Annotated in this window: 12 protein-coding genes; 8 read left to right on the forward strand and 4 right to left on the reverse strand. The window is 62.8% G+C overall.

Features of this window, described 5'->3' with window-relative positions:
* The first annotated feature begins 406 nt into the window (after positions 1-406).
* The 8 genes from rpmH (at position 407) to AC1MFL_RS09225 (ending at position 6,091) form a co-directional block, all read left to right on the forward strand.
* Entirely contained in the window at positions 407-544 is a 138-nt protein-coding gene (gene rpmH, locus AC1MFL_RS09190; RefSeq protein WP_003800212.1) for a 50S ribosomal protein L34, read from the forward strand.
* A gap of 41 nt (positions 545-585) precedes the next feature.
* Positions 586-996, forward strand: coding sequence for a ribonuclease P protein component (gene rnpA, locus AC1MFL_RS09195; RefSeq protein WP_479814998.1), 411 nt, complete (start codon positions 586-588; stop codon positions 994-996).
* On the forward strand, positions 989-1,384 hold the full coding sequence (yidD, locus tag AC1MFL_RS09200; protein ID WP_479815000.1) for a membrane protein insertion efficiency factor YidD: 396 nt from the start codon (positions 989-991) through the stop codon (positions 1,382-1,384). Before rnpA ends, yidD begins: the two co-directional genes overlap by 8 nt.
* A 16-nt stretch (positions 1,385-1,400) precedes the next feature.
* A complete protein-coding gene (gene yidC / locus AC1MFL_RS09205; protein WP_479815002.1) occupies positions 1,401-2,381 on the forward strand; it encodes a membrane protein insertase YidC in 981 nt (326 codons plus the stop codon).
* Positions 2,381-2,983: a Jag family protein gene (locus AC1MFL_RS09210; protein WP_479815004.1), complete on the forward strand. Its 603-nt coding sequence runs from the start codon at positions 2,381-2,383 to the stop codon at positions 2,981-2,983. Before yidC ends, AC1MFL_RS09210 begins: the two co-directional genes overlap by 1 nt.
* 17 nt (positions 2,984-3,000) lie before the next feature.
* Positions 3,001-3,684 carry a 16S rRNA (guanine(527)-N(7))-methyltransferase RsmG gene (rsmG, locus tag AC1MFL_RS09215; protein WP_226758738.1) on the forward strand — a complete coding sequence of 228 codons (684 nt, stop codon included), beginning with the start codon at positions 3,001-3,003 and terminating at the stop codon, positions 3,682-3,684.
* A 53-nt stretch (positions 3,685-3,737) separates the two neighbouring features.
* Positions 3,738-4,802, forward strand: a complete 1,065-nt coding sequence (locus tag AC1MFL_RS09220; protein WP_479815006.1) for a ParA family protein — start codon at positions 3,738-3,740, stop codon at positions 4,800-4,802.
* Between the two features lie 68 nt (positions 4,803-4,870).
* Positions 4,871-6,091 carry a ParB/RepB/Spo0J family partition protein gene (locus AC1MFL_RS09225; RefSeq protein WP_479815008.1) on the forward strand — a complete coding sequence of 407 codons (1,221 nt, stop codon included), beginning with the start codon at positions 4,871-4,873 and terminating at the stop codon, positions 6,089-6,091.
* Between the two features lie 5,332 nt (positions 6,092-11,423).
* Here the strand turns inward: AC1MFL_RS09225 and trxA are convergent.
* The 4 genes from trxA to murJ all read right to left on the reverse strand — a co-directional run bounded on the left by trxA (position 11,424) and on the right by murJ (position 16,725).
* Positions 11,424-11,750: a thioredoxin gene (gene trxA / locus AC1MFL_RS09230; protein WP_226761643.1), complete on the reverse strand. Its 327-nt coding sequence runs from the start codon at positions 11,748-11,750 to the stop codon at positions 11,424-11,426.
* A gap of 38 nt (positions 11,751-11,788) precedes the next feature.
* Entirely contained in the window at positions 11,789-12,745 is a 957-nt protein-coding gene (trxB, locus tag AC1MFL_RS09235; protein ID WP_479815010.1) for a thioredoxin-disulfide reductase, read from the reverse strand.
* A gap of 176 nt (positions 12,746-12,921) precedes the next feature.
* Entirely contained in the window at positions 12,922-14,508 is a 1,587-nt protein-coding gene (locus AC1MFL_RS09240) for an ABC transporter substrate-binding protein (RefSeq protein ID WP_479815012.1), read from the reverse strand.
* Between the two features lie 171 nt (positions 14,509-14,679).
* Positions 14,680-16,725 (reverse strand): murein biosynthesis integral membrane protein MurJ, encoded by a 2,046-nt coding sequence (gene murJ, locus AC1MFL_RS09245; RefSeq protein ID WP_479815014.1) that lies wholly within the window; start codon positions 16,723-16,725, stop codon positions 14,680-14,682.
* Between the last annotated feature and the right edge of the window lie 22 nt (positions 16,726-16,747).

A 16,747-nucleotide genomic window follows, 5' to 3' on the forward strand; every position in this document is an offset into this window, starting at 1 on the left:
GCGTGCTGGACCCCGGATAATCCACAGGGTTATGCACAGTCCGTGGATAATGGGCTACTGAGCCACTGTAGGGGATCAAAAGGCTAGAAGATAGCTGGGTTCTCTCCTGTGGATAATTACACCGTTGTGGTTCTCAAACAGGGCCTGTGACCCGCTTCATCCACAGGCTGCGAGGGCAGTTAGCCACAGCTGGGGAAACCTTGTGAAGCAACCCCCGGTTTGACTCGGGAGGGCGGCAAGCCCTAACGTTGTGAAGTCCCATGTGTACGCTTTTCCCCTCATTTGAATCTCTCCCGACGTTCCGCGTCTTGCGAGTCGAGGGAAGCGGCACATACAAAACTTAGCGTCGACCAGTTCTTCCCCTTGATCGGGTGGGCGCACCTTTGATCCCACTGGAGTAACTAACGTGAGCAAGCGGACTTTTCAGCCGAATAACCGCCGTCGAGCCAAGAAGCACGGCTTCCGCCTTCGTATGCGTACCCGTGCCGGCCGTGCCATCCTGGCAGCCCGTCGTGGCAAGGGTCGCACCGAGCTGTCGGCCTAAATAACTGACTCGTCGGTCCACATCCCTGTGCGAGTGTAAAGGTGCTAGCCACCCGCAACCGTCTGAGGACTGCAGCCGATTTTTCAACAACTGTACGTTCCGGTGTCCGCAATGGACGCCGGAACGTAGTGTTATATACGGCTGCCCTCGCTGCCGATGAACCAAGCCGGATCGGATTCATCGTTTCCAAGAGTGTCGGGAACGCTGTTGTCAGGAACCTCGTTAAGAGGAGACTGAGAGAAGTCGGCGCCATGTCGTTGCAGAAGTACGGCAGCGGGTTCGCCATCGTGGTTCGGGCCCTGCCTGCCGCGGCGGGTGCCAGCTGGCATCAGCTGCGCTCGGACTATGACGCCGCCTTGGAACACAATATGAAACGGCTGGGCAGCCGCCTTCCGAAGGCTGCTTCTTCAGTTTCTTACGAGACAACACAGGAAGGGACCCCGCGTGCGTAACTCAACTGCCGCCGTCGTCCCTCCTGCAAGAACCGCAGCCGGATGGCTGGGTCGGGCAATCTGGAATTTGCCCCGCAATATCCTCATCCTGTTGCTCCTGGCGTACCGCAAGGTGATCTCACCGCTGTACGGCCAGGTTTGCCGCTTCTTCCCGAGCTGCTCGGCCTATGCCCTTGAGGCGATCACGGTCCACGGCGCGGTGAAAGGGAGCTGGCTGGCGCTCAAGCGCCTGTTGCGCTGCCATCCCTGGAATGCCGGCGGTGTGGACCACGTCCCCGCCGGTAAATGCGAGTGGCCCGCAAACCGCACCCCCACAATTGTTGTGCTGAACAATCCGGACAAGTACCTGGCTGCTCAGACTGATGGAGAAGGCCGTTCCGCGGCCTGACGAATAGGGATATCGTATGGACTTCTTTGAAACAATCATGTTTCCGTTCAAGTGGCTTGTGTCCGCCATCATGGTGGTCTTCCACGATGGCCTGAGCGCCATCGGCATGCCCGCCGCCAGTGGCTGGACGTGGACCCTGTCCATCATCGGGCTGGTGCTGGTGATCCGTGCCGCCCTGATTCCCGTCTTCGTCAAGCAGATCAAGGCACAGCGCGGCATGCAGCTGCTGCAGCCGGACCTGAAGAAGCTTCAGGACAAGTACAAGGGCAAGACTGACCAGCTCTCCCGCCAGGCCATGGCCCAGGAACAGATGGCCATGTACAAGAAACACGGCACCAATCCGTTCTCGGCCTGCCTTCCCATGCTGATCCAGATGCCGTTCTTCTTTGCCCTCTTCCAGGTCCTCTCGGGGATTACCAACGCGGCCACCACCGGCAAGAGCATCGGGGCGATGAGCCACGAACAGGTTGTGCAGTTCGACCAGTCGAGCATCTTCGGAGCCCCGCTTTCCGCCACCCTGCTGCACGGCACGCCCGAGGGCGGCAACGTGATTGCAGTGTGGATCCTCTCGATTGTGATGATCCTGGCCATGACGGCCTCACAGTTCATCACGCAGAAGCAGATCATGGCCAAGAACATGTCCGAAGAGGCCATGGCCAGCCCGTTCATGAAGCAGCAGAAGATGATGCTTTACGTCCTGCCGGTCGTCTTCGGCGTGGGCGGAATCAACTTCCCCATTGGCGTCCTGATCTACTGGACCACTACCAACCTCTGGACGATGGGACAGCAGTTCTTCGTCATCCGCCGCATGCCGACGCCGGGTTCGCCCGCTGCCAAGGCCCTGGCCGAGCGCCGGGCCGCCAAAGGCTTGCCCGCCCTGCCCCTCTCGGGTGCCAAGAAGGCCGAAGCCGAGGCAGCCGAAACGGCTGCAGCAGCGGCCCTGGCGGCCAAGAACCAGCGCGTCCAGCCACAACGTAAGAACAGGAAGAGGAAGTAATGTCCGCCGAGAGCACCGAACACGCTATTTCCACTGAAGCCGTCGAAGACCAGGACGACGCCTTGAGTGAAGTCCAGGATGCCGGGCAGGACGCTGACGAAGGCGCAGAAGGCTCTGAGGACAGGGGCAGCTCGGCCAGCCGCCTGGAAGAAGAGGGCGACGTCGCCGCGGACTATCTCGAAGAACTGCTGGACATCGCCGACATTGACGGCGACATCGACATTGAAGTCCGAAACGGCCGCACCTACATCTCGATCGTTGCTGAGGAAGAAGCAACCGGTCTGGAGAACCTGGTGGGGAAGGACGGCGAGGTCCTCGAAGCTCTCCAGGAGCTGACCCGGCTCGCTGTGCTGTCCGCAACGGAGAGCCGGTCCCGTCTGGTCCTGGATATCAATGGCTACCGCTCAGAGCGCGCCGGCGAGCTGCAGAAGCTCGCCGAGGACGCCGTCGAGTCCGTGAAAACGTCCGGCGAGGCCGTGGCGCTGGCGGCCATGAGCGCCTATGAGCGAAAGATTGTGCACGACGCCGTCGCTGAACTGGGACTGGTCAGCGAGTCCGAAGGCGAAGGCGCCGACCGCCACATCGTCGTTTCGGCAGACTGAAGCCTGCGGATAGCTTGATGGTTGAAATTACCGCTGCCGAACTGAAGGCTGCTCAGACGATCTTTGGAGACCGCCTGGAGCTGGCCAAACGCTACGTGGAGCATCTGGCCACGTCCGGGACGGAGCGGGGACTGATTGGTCCCCGTGAAATCCCGCGGCTCTGGAGCCGGCATGTGCTCAATTGTGCTGTGATCGAGAGCCAGATTGCCAAGGGAAGCCACGTCGCCGATGTCGGAAGCGGGGCCGGACTCCCGGGCCTTTGCCTGGCAATTGCCCGTCCCGACCTCGAGTTGACCCTGATCGAACCACTCGAACGCCGCGTCATCTGGCTGCAGGAAGTCGTTGATGACCTCGGTCTCGACAACGTCACGATTATGCGGACTCGGGCGGAACTCGCCGTTGGTATGGTGAACGCCGACGTGGTCACAGCCCGGGCCGTGTCAGCGCTGTCGAATCTCGCCGGACTTACCATTCCGCTATTGGCGGGAAAGGGTGAGGTTGTCGCGATTAAGGGACGCAGCGCCGGCGAGGAAATTGAAAAAGCCGCGAAGGTGATCCGCAAGCTAGGCGGCACCCAGACATCCGTTGTGCTGGTAGGCGAGGACCTGCTCGAAGAACCCACAACCGTTGTCCGAATCGTTGTGAATAAGCCTCAAAAGATTGCCAAGCGTCAGCCCGGTGCCCTCGGTGTCCAAGGGTAAGAGGTTAGGCTAGTAACCGGCATCAAGAGCCGAACGAGAGTGAGTGTGTCACAGTGACCAGTAGCGAAGCCTCCACACGACGGATTCCCCCGTTTGTGTCTCTGGGGTCCGCACGGGCCTTTGTTGCGCCCACCGCCGCTCACGATTACTCCGCGAAGAAACCGGCTTCGGTTGTAAAGAGCGCCGGCATGGCCGGTGTTTCACGTGAAACATCCGCCACCAGCGCGACTGTCCTGGACTCCATCGATGACTCCAGCCCCATTGCCCGCGAGCTGGCCCATGAGAACAAACGCCGGGAACGTCTCCTCGGTCGGGAACTTCCTAAGCCGGAGAAGACGCGGATCTTCACCGTGTCGAACCAGAAGGGCGGGGTCGGTAAGACGACCACTACCGTCAACATCGCTGCAGCCCTGGCCGCGGCAGGGCTGAACGTGCTGGTCATCGACATCGATCCGCAAGGGAATGCCTCGACGGCGCTCGGAATCGACCACCACGCCGACGTTGACAGCATTTACGACGTACTTATCAACGACATTCCGTTGCGGGACGTCGTGGCTCCGTGCCCCGATATTGCCAAGCTGATCTGTGCGCCCGCCACCATCCACCTCGCCGGTGCCGAGATTGAACTCGTCAGCCTTGTTGCCCGCGAGCAGCGCCTGCGCCGTGCGATCGACGTCTACTGCAAGGAGCGGGCGAAAAACGGCGAGGAGCGGCTGGACTACATCTTCATCGATTGCCCTCCCAGCCTGGGCCTGCTGACCGTTAACGCGTTCTGCGCAGCCAACGAGGTACTCATTCCGATCCAGTGCGAGTACTACGCGCTCGAGGGGCTGAGTCAGCTTCTGAAGAACATCGAAATGATCCAGAAGCACTTGAACGCAGATCTCGTCGTGTCGACCATCCTTTTGACCATGTACGACGGGCGCACTAACCTCGCCGCCCAGGTGGCGGCCGAGGTGCGTGAACACTTCCCGGAGCAGGTCCTCGGCGCCGTAGTCCCCCGGTCGGTGCGTATTTCCGAGGCGCCCAGCTACCAGCAAACCGTGATGACCTACGATCCCTCATCCAGCGGGGCCCTGTCCTACCTTGAAGCCGCGGCCGAAATCGCGGAACGTTAGAATCTTTTCAAGAATTGCACTAGCTAGAGCCCGGTGATGCGCGGCTCTTCCAATGGAGGGATTTATCCATGAGCGATAAGCGACGCGGCCTCGGCCGTGGACTTGGGGCACTCATTCCAAGTTCCGCCGCGGCTTCCGGCAGCGGGTCAGCTCCGTCGCGCCCTGTGGATCTTTTCTTCCCTGAAGCCCGAAAGCGGACACCTGCCGCCGAGGCAGCGTCTGTGGAAGAGTCCATGTCGGCCACCGCTGAGGAAACGGCTGCAGCGTCGCAGCTGACGGCAACGGCTGGCAGATCCGATGCGGCGGACACGAAGTCGGCTGCCGGGGCCAAGAAAGCACCGGCACAAAAGACCACCGCCTCCCAGGAAGCTGAACAGGAGCCGGCACCGAAGCCAGCCACGCGGAACCCCGCTGCGGATGGGACCCCGGCCGTTCCCGCAGAGGAAGATCGGGGAGTTGAACTCGTGGAGGTACCGGGCGTCCGTTTCGCGGAAATCCTGGTCACCGACATCCACCCCAACCGCAAACAGCCGCGTTCGGTCTTCGATGAGGACGACATGGCGGAGCTGGTTCATTCAGTTCGGGAAATCGGCGTCCTCCAGCCAATTGTGGTCCGTACTTCAACTGAAGAGGGTGGAGAACCCTACGAGCTCGTCATGGGCGAGCGTCGCTGGCGGGCAGTACAGGCCGCAGGCCTGCAAACCATCCCCGCCATTGTCCGTGACACCACCGACGACGACCTCCTCCGCGATGCCCTGCTCGAGAACCTGCACCGGAGCCAGCTCAACCCGCTCGAAGAGGCAGCCGCGTACCAGCAGCTGCTGGAGGACTTCGGCACCACCCACGAACAGCTTGCCGACCGCATCGGACGGTCGCGCCCCCAGGTGTCCAACACCCTGCGGCTGCTCAAGCTTCCGCCGCTGGTCCAGCGCCGCGTTGCCGCCAGTGTTATCTCGGCCGGGCACGCCCGCGCTCTGCTGGGGCTTCCCGACGCCGCCGCCATGGAGCGCCTGGCCCAGAAGATCGTCGCGGAGGGCATGTCAGTCCGCGCCACCGAAGAAGCGGTGACGCTGTATCAGAATCCTGCTGCTACGCAAAAGAACAATATTCCGCGGCCCGGAGCCCGACACGAACGCCTGGACTATCTGGCGTCCTCGCTCTCCGATCGGCTCGATACCAACGTGAAGATTTCTCTCGGTGCACGCAAGGGGCGGGTGAGCATCGAATTCGCGAGCGTGGAGGACCTTAACCGCATCATGGATGTGCTGTCGCCGGGGGCCTCCAGCTAATCCAGACACGGCATTCTCGAAGGGGTTCGTTTCACGTGAAACGGGCCCCTTTTCTGCAGATGGGGCCGTTTTGGTTCGCGGGGCTGAAAGCGGGCAAATTGATATGGTCGGGCGAGCGGTTCTGCTGTGTGCGGTCTTTGCTTGGAACCTGTCGAGTAAGTCCGCAGCCCGGAGTTCTCTGCGCACCCGGCTTCAGATCCGCGGTCTTCGTAACCGCGTTGAGCTTCTGCAGCGGCACCCCGTTGCGGCCCCCTCATTGCCAGAGCATGCCCCGCCGGCTTCCCCGGCCCGGTCGCTGGGAGACTACCGGCTGGGGGTCATTATCCCTGCCTCCTGATCATCCCGGGCTGCCTGTGCTTGGAATCGACGGATTGGCTGTGGTGAATTGACGGGATTCCGGGCGCTGGTGCTCATCTATCCACCGGATTGAAGGCGGCTGGAGGGGAACAAACCAGTCCCATGGATGGCGGCGGTGGTCCCCACTCCGGTTTTGACCGATGTGGACATGTGTAGCGGTCTGTCGTTGGGGTATTACCGGGCGTGATCAGGCCGTCTACCTGGTTCGTGCGTGGAGCGAATCTACTGTCTAGTGGCCGGAATAAGGGGCGCGTCCACGGCCGGGGTGTTGGAGCTTCCCTGGCATGCATAAGCAAGGACGGTGTTTCACGTGAAACAACTGCCGCTAGTGCGAATCCTTCGGCCGGCGCCTGGCACTGTTCGAGCGGGGGCGTGAATGCAGGGTCGTCACCGTAGAACAGAGCACCACGGCACGTATCAAGCGGCGGCTTGAATTTCATTGGTCAATTGACGCCCGATGCTCAGCTGTGGACAAGCCGGATCCTTTCCCTGACGCGGAGCCGTTACGTTCGTTCTACCTCCCGTAGGGCATCGATGCTTCCGGAGTCGACCTGATTCATGTCGGGAGGGGGATGATGGACCCTTCTGAGTCTTTGATGGCCGCCTCTTTTGGCCGGCTTGCGGGACATGCTCAATGGTTCAACGGATGTTCAGGTTTCACGTGAAACATGTGGCCGGCAGGGCAGTGCAGGGATCTTGCGAACCTTGTCGGCACGATCGCCGCTGCCTTTAGCTGGAGAACTATGGAGCGCCGGCTGTGGCACGTGCTACGGCCAGTTGAGATCCGCAGGCGCCCCCAACCGCCCCGCAGGTGCCCTGCCGGGACATGGCAGCGGCAAGGCCCGACTGAGGCGACTGAGGGCCTCCGTGGGCCGCCTGAACCCCATGGGAGCGTTGGCCAGCCAGTGGACAGCCAGCTGTCTCCACAGTGCGAAGGATTCAACAACGCAGTACACCTGGGCGTGACCTTCGGTTGGAGGTTAGGATCCGGCGGCCCATGTAGCCTCTCAGGGAATTGGTATCGGCGCTCCTGCTCCCGCTCGCTGCCGGACAGCCGAAAGGTGACCACGTCCGGCCTTACCGTCACGGGAAGCCGCGCCGTCTCTAATCGCAGGTGGGGATCCCGTCCGTGCATCCCGGGGGCGGTCCGCATGAGGCTCCAACCTGTCTGTCCGCTGCGGGCAGGGGGCATTCCGCGGGCTCGCCTGGTGGCGGGACAGTGGGCTGCCTGTGCGGCGGGCAGGAACAATGAGATGGGCCGTGGCATAAATGGCCGGCAACAGGTCCAGGGCCCTAAGCTGCCTCCCCTCGTTCGCGCAGCAATCGTCTGGCCGGTCCACGTGCCTTAGGACGTCTGGCTTCTTGATCCCGCAGTCCACTGTGGATCGAACCAGAGGTGGTCCCTCCCAGGCAGAGTTGGCGCCAGTCAGTGCTGGCAGTTCACATCCCGACTACAATTATCGGCAGCGGATCCTGATGTGGTGGGTTCGGACGTCCCACCTGGTGATTGGCCTGCCTCGCATCCGGAAGGCAGGGACACCGGCACGAACATGCTGGGTGCTGTGGTTCGCTCCCCCGCATCCAGGCCGTCCGAGCCGATGGGCCTGGCGGAAAGTCTTTGACCCTGGGTCGCTGGGCAGGGTGCCAACTGGAGCCCGGCCTGGTGCAGATCCGGCCAGGGGTCCTATCCGCCGGATACTGCAGCGTCCAGCGCGGGCGCGTCGAGTCTGGCAGTGATCCGACTGTATCGCTCTGGTGGCCTCGGGCCTCGGACCTTGAGCCGCCGGGTTCTGCGGTCTGGCGGGTACACGGTGCTTTCGTCGGAGGTTCGCTACAGAGGGTCGCAGGCTCCGAATCGTGCGTGCTTGGGTCGGCTCAGACGGTGGATAAGACGGTGGATAAGGCGGTGGATAAGGCGGTGGATATCGCTGTGGATAACTTTGTGGATTACTCCGTGTTTTGGCAGCTTCCGGTCCGCTGACCTGAGCAGACACTCGTGAAATCAGCGGACTGACCGGCGCCGTTCGCGGACCCGGGAGCATGTTGTTTCACGTGAAACAATCCGGGCGCCCGAACCGTGACGTTCTACACACCCGCCCGTGCTTTCTAAATCCCCCCGTGATGGTTAATTTTCCGCATAATTCCGGGGATTTTGCGTGGCGGAGCCCGCTGGCCACGGCCGTGAAGAAGTTGATTGGCGGGCGGTGGTGTGTCCGGGCACTCCCCTTCCGTGCGTGAGGGGAACCCAATGGGGCGAAGGAGCTCGAGGACGCGTGAGCGCCGGGATTGTGAGATATCCCTCAGGGCATGTGGATAACTCTGTGAATAAGTTCTGTGGAGAAACCAGTGGGAAGAGGACGGTGCATCCGCTAATTCAACGCTGTGGCGCACTGACGGGAGTTCCTTCCGGCATGCCGGGATCCGCCACATCTGTGACCCGTGACCCCAGGTGTCCGTCATACCGGAGTGGGCGTGTGCGGCCCGGCACGCGCCGAAGGGAACGAAAGACCACCCGACGGTCCCGGTGGCAGACCAGGGTCAGGAGTCTCGGCTTGAGCGGTACTCCACGCCTGGAGCCCAGTGCCAGCGTGCCTCCCCGCCCGTAACGTTCCTCAAGCGCGCCGTGGAGAAGCGCGTTTCACTGCGAGCAGCCAATGGTCCCCGCAACGGAGAAGTGCGGCTTGAACCAGGAATGTGACGCCAAGTGCCACAGGGAACTGGACCTAAGGAGTCCCCTACTACGTTCCGTGAGCCCCTTGAGACTGGGTCTAGGATCGACGGATCCCTGGCTATGGCAGTCGGGTCCGGCATCTTCTCCTGCGGTCTGTGGATGGTGTCTGTGTGCTTTTGAGGGATTTCCATAGGCGGTGTCGGGGTTTGATGTTCTGGCCTCATGGGCAAGTATCGAGGGGGTGGCGTGTGTGCCGCTCGCTGACGTTTTCTCCACTGCCAGTCGGGGTGAATGGCTATGAACAAGGTGCGGGATGGTTCAACCTCCGGGATGCCTGAGGCCATGAATGGCCCGGTCACCCACTGCCTGCCTGGCCGCTTTGGCGGTTGGCAGCCGAAGTTGATGGGCGGCATGCCGGGCGTTTGAGGCGGGAATGCCGGGAGCAAGGGTGTTGTCGGGTAAGTCGAAGGCAATCGGGTGGTCCTGGCCCTTTGAATGCGGGCGGCTGGTTCTTCCCATGGAGGTAGATGGTCCAAGCGTCCCGAAGGGCCGTCGTCAGGAGTTAGCCGGGGCGGTGCGCGGAGGGCTCTCTTGATGGATGATTGGGCACGTGGGGGCCAAAGCGCCGCCTGATGGGCATCCATCCCCCGCGAAAACCGTTGGACGCTGAGTTCGTGGGGTTTCACGTGAAACATGGAGCCGGGCGGGAATGACCGCGCAAGGGTTCTGGTGCCGCCGCTCTGATTTGTAGCGTCCTCCCCGAGCGGGCCGGCTCCTCGCTACTGAAGGTGCTTGGGTGTTGCTGCTTGTAGTGTCTGGGCACCGTGACGGGTCGTCCCCAGGGGCTGTCTTCAGAGGTCCACATGTCCGCAGATACTTTCCTGATGGGACTATTTGAGAGGTGAGTATCGAATAGTTGGGCGTTGGTGGGCCAATGAGCGGCACTCGCTGCCGTCCCTGTTCTATTCGCCGTTTCACGGCTGTCCGGCAGCTGCAGGCCTGTCCCGCCGTTTCACGTGAAACATTCGCCGGCTCCAGAGATGGGGAACGGCCCCGGGATGACCCATCCACTGCGGGACGGAGATGCAGATGGTCGTTCCTAGCCACTGCTGTTTCAATCTGGAACCCGTCACGGACGAGGCAAGGCACGGAAATGTTTTCGGACTTGGGCGCCGCGGCCTCCAATAATCCGGCTCATAGTGCCACATCATGAGTTCCAGTCTCACGATGGTTTCACGTGAAACATTTCCTGGGTGTCTCATTACGGAGTTATCCTCGGATTCTGTGCCGTTCCGTGCCGTTCTGTCGAGTTCTCAAGGGCCAGTGTCACTCGTGATTTCAAGTCGGCGCTTCTCTGAGGCCTGCCTGAAGGATTGCCTAGCCATCTAGGTGGGCGTGCAGCTGGAAGGACCGTCAGGGTGCATGCGCAAGCAGTGTCAGGGTGACGACGCCCACGCGGAAGAGAGGATCACGGTTTGGGATCGTCCCACTTCATACCCTGCGGGATCCATGCCGCATGCAGATATGCCGTTTGAAGCGCGGTGTTAATTGTGGGCATACTGTGCGGAGGTGAGCGTAAGACCCGCACTCCTGCCCGACCGGCACGACTTCTACCACCCCGTGGACTGAGCGCGTTCGAAAGGGAAAATCCAAAATCTTCCTGCACCTTTTTTCTAGCTTTCGCCTGGATCGGTTGCTGCCGCCATCGGCAGAATCGAAGGTAGAGGACGGAATCCCTACTTTGATCCGTCATGACCGGCGAGCATGTTTCACGTGAAACCACATGGAGGGGCACCTTCGAAGTCTCGCGGAAGCCGGGCGGAGAATTTGTCTCTGAACAATCCCGATGTTTCACGTGAAACACTCTGCATCAGTGGTCCCGGAGCTGCAGACCAGTCGCACCGTGAGTCCCATTGGTCCGCACAGGATCCATACTTCATGTGACAACCAACCGAGGACAAGGGCGGGCACACGGCCTGGGCGCAGGGCTACCACGGGCAAGGAGGACCTCAGTCCTGCGGGATGCTAGGCATCCGGCCGCGGATCGTGGACGACTGACCAGGGCACCCCTGCCACCGGCAAGGCCACAGTTCGTGGAGACGCCGGGGCCACTCTGAGATAAATGGCATTCGGAATCCAACCGTTAGGTGTTTTGCCATAAAAAGACGCCTCGAGCATGGACTTCTATGGGGCTGGAATACCTGACCGGCTCAGTTCTCAGCCACAACAAAAAAGTGGCCCCACTTCCTGGAGGGAAGTGAGGCCACTTTGGCACGTTCTGCGCCCGCGCGGACCGAGCCGGAACTAGGACAGTACGTCCGCAAATTCTTTCTCGAAGAACTGCTTGGGACGAGCACCGATGACGGTGCCCTTCACTTCGCCACCCTGGAACAGGTAGACGGCAGGGATGGAGGTGATGCCGTACTGGGCGGCGATCGCAGGGTTGTCGTCAACGTTAACCTTGACGACGTCCACTTTCTCGCTGTACTCCACGGAGATCTCGTCCAGGATCGGTCCGAGCTTGCGGCACGGGCCGCACCATTCAGCCCAGAAGTCCACAATGACCGGCTTGGAAGAAGCCAGTACATCGGTGCTGAAACTAGCGTCAGTTACGTCTTTTGCGTTGCTCATAGCCTGTCTCTCTCTTGGGTTGGTTTGCTGCGCGCCGTTTACGCGTGGAAGTCTGCGAGGTAGTGCTCGACGTCCAGGGCTGCGACACAGCCGGACCCCGAGGCCGTGATGGCCTGCCGGTACGTCGGGTCGATAACATCGCCGGCGGCGAAGACACCCTTGACGCTGGTTTTCGACGTTCGGCCGTCGACAGCGATGGTTCCCTCGGGGGTCAGGTCGAGCTTGCCCTTGACGAGGTCGGTGCGGGGATCGTTGCCGATCGCCACAAACACGCCGGTGACGGCGAGTTCAGTTTCGGTGCCGTCCACGAGGTTCTTCAGTCGGAGCCCGGTGACTTTGTCCCCACCGAGGACATCCTCGACGCCGCTGTTCCAGACGAAGTTGATCTTCTCGTGGGCCAGTGCGCGGTCAGCCATGATCTTTGAGGCACGGAGGCTGTCGCGGCGGTGGACCACGGTGACCGACTTGGCGAACTTGGTGAGGAACAGCGCCTCCTCCATCGCGGAGTCGCCGCCGCCGATGACGGCGATGTCCTGGTCCTTGAAAAAGAAACCGTCACAGGTTGCACACCAGCTGACACCGTGGCCGGAGAGGCGCTTTTCGTTGGGAAGACCGAGCTCACGGTAGGCCGAACCCGTGGAAAGAATGATGGAGCGTGCCCGGAAGGTCTCCCCCGACCCGATGGTCACAGTCTTGATGTCGCCGTCGAGATCCAGCTCCGTGACATCTTCAAACTGGATTTCGGTGCCGAACCTGGCGGCCTGCTTCTCGAAGTTCTCCATCAGGTCCGGACCCATGATGCCGTCCGGGAAACCCGGGTAGTTCTCGACGTCGGTGGTGTTCATCAGCTCGCCGCCGGCAGTTACTGATCCTGCGAGGAGCAGCGGCTTCAGGTTGGCGCGCGCTGTGTACACCGCGGCCGTGTAGCCCGCGGGGCCGGAGCCTACGATGATGACATCACGCACTTCGGACGCGGTGTTTTCTGCGGTGCTCACTGAACGGTGAACCTCTTCCTTTGTCGATGCGCCTGCCTGGTTGGCCGGCCACATGTCACAACTACTACTTGGTGCTGGTTATTCCGGTCGGACCGGGCGCTGCCAAAGCGCTCCAGCGCACAGGATACCGTCCTGGTACCCAGGACCGCCGGGTTGTAGCCGCGGCTTCGGCCCGGCTACTGGACCTTGATCTCAGCCAGACGTAGGCCGAATCCATACCGGGTCTTGGGCGCCGCCAGCTTGGGCAGGGTCTTGATCGAGACTATGACGTACTGCGCTGTGGTGGGTTCCTGCAGCGGCATCGTCAGATCCGAGGAGGTGAAGCTGTTGCTGCCTACCTGCTTGGCACCATCGAGGGAGGGACGGTCGTTGGTGAAAACGCTGATGCTGCCGCCTGAGGCCCCCAGCTGGCTGAGGGTCACAGAGGAGACCTTGGCAGGGCTCTTCAGCTTGACGACGAGCGGAACCTCGGCGGCCAGGCCACCCCAGTTGTCTGTGGCAAACTCCATGTCCGACCAGTAGCTGGCGGCATTGCCGTCGAAAGTCTTGACCAGGTCGCCGTCATAGGTGCCGGCGAAGTCGAAGTTGCCCAGCCGCGTAACGTCAGCAATGGCGGGCGGGCCGGCGGCAGGTGCGGGGCTGGCGGTTCCCGAGGGCGCTGCCGGGGTTGAACCGGGCGCGCTGGCGGAGGTACTGCCGCCCGCAACGGGCTGCGGCGTCGTCTTGAAGAGGCTGCCGAGGTTGGTCACGGCAAGAACCAGACCAACCACGAGGACCGCAGCCAGCAGTCCGCCGACCAGCCAGCGCATGGAGCGGGGCTCACGCCGTGGTTCCTCGTCCTTGCCGTAGTAGTCGTCATCCGCAGCGGACTCGGTGGCCCGGGCCGAACCCGGGAAGAACCCGGGCGCGTGGTCCGCGGCGGTGGCAAATTCCGGTGCTGCCGTCTGGCGGGAAGTCTGGCTGCCTTCGGGAGCCGGGTGGTCATAATCGTCGTCGGACCACAGTGACACCTTGGGCGTTTCGGCGGGAGCCGGCGTCGTGGAGTCACGCGCACCGGAGGTCGGTGCGGCCCCCTGCACCGGCTGGGGTGCCGTCACCTCAGGCAGGGCTTCCCGGGGTGCGGCCTCGGATGACTTCGCTTTGGGGTGCGCCGCAGCAGCCGCGCCACCGGCGGCGGCGCCAGCCGCAAGTCCGGCAGCTCCGGCTGCGCCAGCGGCACCTGCAGCGGGTGACACCGTCGGACGCGACGGCGGCCGGGAGGGGGTCGTCGGCGGTCCGGCGGGACCCACGCGCGGAGTCGGGGCATGCTGCTGGGTCTGCCCGTAGTTGATGTAGCCGGCGTCTACCTCTTCTTCGTCGTAGAGACCGTCATAGGTTTCGGGTTCACGGGAGCGGGGCTGGCCGAAGATCTCGCTGCCCAGTGTGTCCGTGAAGAACGGTTCGACGTAGGGCGGGTTGGAGGACACCACGAGGTCCAGCAGGTCAGCGGCCGAGGTGTGGTTGGTAATGAGGTAGGTCGCGTCTTCGCTGACCCCAAGGTCGAGGATCTGGACACTGCCGGGACGCTCCCCGGTGGCCACTTCCCGGGCACTCTGTGCCACTTGGTCCGCGTTTCCGGGCCCGGCAACGAGGATGCTCACAGCACGGTTGAGCACCTGGTCCACGCCGTCCAGCACCAGATCCTGGTCATGTGAGGTCAGTACAGTGGCAGTGACCTTGTAACGGCCACCTAGTACTGATCCGACATCGATCGGGTGGGACACGGGCTCCTCCTAGACTGTCCGGGAGCTGCCGAACTGATCACTGCATCAGTGACAGCAGGTCCCCGGTAAAGCCGGTGGACCCCAGGTCTGCAACTCCCCTTGTTAGTCTTCGATCCTAGCCGATGCGCCGGTCCGGGCCGCGGAAGCGCGGCGCCGCGCTTCCGCTGGTTACTATTTCTTCTTTTTGCCGCCGAACGGGAAATAGGGGTTGTGCCCTGCCGGGCCCTGGTAGGTGCGTCGCCCGGGCAGCGGGACCTCGCCGCGGCCCAGACCGCCCTCCGCGGTGCTGGGCAGTTCCTCTGCGGGCAGGTAACCGCCTTCCGGACCGACGCGTCCGGCCCGCTCGTCCTGTTCGCCTAGGTCCGGCCCTGCCCGGAAGGACGCTGCGTCGAATTCCCCGGAAATTCTCGGAATGATTCCGGTGTCCACCGAGATGGTCGCCCGTTCCGGCCTGGCACGTGCGGCGGCTGCACCCTCCGGAGGGCCTCCGGCGGGCGCGGCCCCCGACCGGCGGCGCAGGCGGCCCAGCAGCGGCTGCAGCAGGTCGCTCAGCTCGGTCACCCGGAAGAGCTTTAGCAGCAGCAGGTAGGCCGCCAGCATGACGGGCCCGACGACGGCGATTGTCACCAGCGCGGCGGCAGGTGTGCTCCATGCGAATCCCTCCCGGCTGTAGCTGCCCAGCAGCCACAACGCCACAGCGCCGGCCAGGGCGGATCCCAGTGCGGCGTAGCCCATCCTGATGTAGGCGTTGGCGATCCGGGGGCCGTCCAGATGTCCCAGGAGTCGCCGCAGGAAGACCGCGCTCAGGATCACGGACAGGATATTGCCGCCGGTGTAGAGGGTGGCGATGGCGAAGATGATCTGATCGAACGGCAGGAACTGGATCGTGAACGCGGCAACCAGGTTCACCACGGCCAGCACCAGCTGGATGAGGAACGGTGTCCGGGCATCCTCGTTGGCGTAGAACACGCGCGACATCATGAAGTTGGCGCTCATGAACGGCGTGCTCAGCGCCAGGATGGTCAGCGTCTGGGCCAGCATGACGCCGTCCTGGGGCACTCCGCCGGAGAAGAACATGCCCAGCGGTCCGGCAAGCGCGAACAGGGCCAGGGCCCCGAACACCGTCGCCACGGCCATGGTCCGCAGCCCGTGGGAGAGCGCATTGCGCAGCGCGGAGCGGTCCCCGGCCTGCGATGCCCGCGTCATCCGGTTGAACAGCACCGTGGCCAGCGACAGCGCAATAATCGAGTGCGGAAGCAAATACAACTGGCTCGCCACCTCCAGCACGGCATTGCCGGGCAGGCTGTGGGCGGCCGGATCCCCGGCCTGTTCCAGCCGCAGCCGTTCCGCACCCGGGATCGTCGCGATGCGCATGACGTAGAGGAAGGCCAGCTGTCCGACGGCGGCCGTCGCCAGGGTCCAGACGCTCAGCCTGGCGGCCTGGCCCAGGCCGACCCCGCGCCAGCCGAAGCGCGGCCGGAGGCCGAGCCGGAGCCTGAATACCGGAACCAGCAGGATGGCCGTCTGGGAGATGACACCAATGGTGGAGAATCCCGCCACCAGCAAGGTCTGGCTGGAGCCCCAGGTATCCAGTGTGTGGGGGCTGGAGACGTTCGCGCCGAACGTCCAGATGAACATGCTGAGGCCGGCGATCGCAACAATATTGTTCAGGATCGGCGCCCACATCGCGGGTCCGAACGCACCGTGGGCGTTGAGCACCTGGGTCAGCAGGGCGTACAGGCCGTAGAAGAAGATCTGCGGAAGGCACCAGAATGCGAACGACACCGCGAGGGCCTTCTGCTGCGGGGAATAGCCCTGCGTCGTCAGCTCGATGACCCAGGGCGCGAGCAGCGTCACCAGCAACGTAAGCGTCAGCAGCACCAGGACAGCCAGCGTCAGCAGCCGGCTGATGTAGTCAGCCCCCTTGTCCGGAGCCTTGCTCGCCTTGATGATCTGGGGCACCAGGACGGCGTTGAACACGCCGCCCGCAACCAGCAGGAAGATCAGGTTCGGCAGGTTATTGGCGTTGATGAACGTGTCGTTGACTGTGGAGCCGAGGCCCAGTGCGGCCGCCAGCATCCACGTCTTGCCAAATCCCAGAAAACGCGAGACCAGCGTTCCCGCGGCCATGATGGCGCTGGAACGGACTTCTCCGGATTGGACAGCTTTGGAATCGGCGGGGCCGGAGGGTGCGGGGGTGGGTTTGGCAGATGACATTGTCTTTATCGTCTCACCCGGG

The organism is Arthrobacter sp. BG3, assembly GCF_056680185.1.

Coding starts and splice junctions, on each gene's coding strand:
- trxA (WP_226761643.1), bottom strand. CDS start 11,750: ATGAGCAACGCAAAAGACGTAACTGACGCTAGTTTCAGCACCGATGTA.
- AC1MFL_RS09225 (WP_479815008.1), top strand. CDS start 4,871: ATGAGCGATAAGCGACGCGGCCTCGGCCGTGGACTTGGGGCACTCATT.
- murJ (WP_479815014.1), bottom strand. CDS start 16,725: ATGTCATCTGCCAAACCCACCCCCGCACCCTCCGGCCCCGCCGATTCC.
- rsmG (WP_226758738.1), top strand. CDS start 3,001: ATGGTTGAAATTACCGCTGCCGAACTGAAGGCTGCTCAGACGATCTTT.
- yidC (WP_479815002.1), top strand. CDS start 1,401: ATGGACTTCTTTGAAACAATCATGTTTCCGTTCAAGTGGCTTGTGTCC.
- AC1MFL_RS09210 (WP_479815004.1), top strand. CDS start 2,381: ATGTCCGCCGAGAGCACCGAACACGCTATTTCCACTGAAGCCGTCGAA.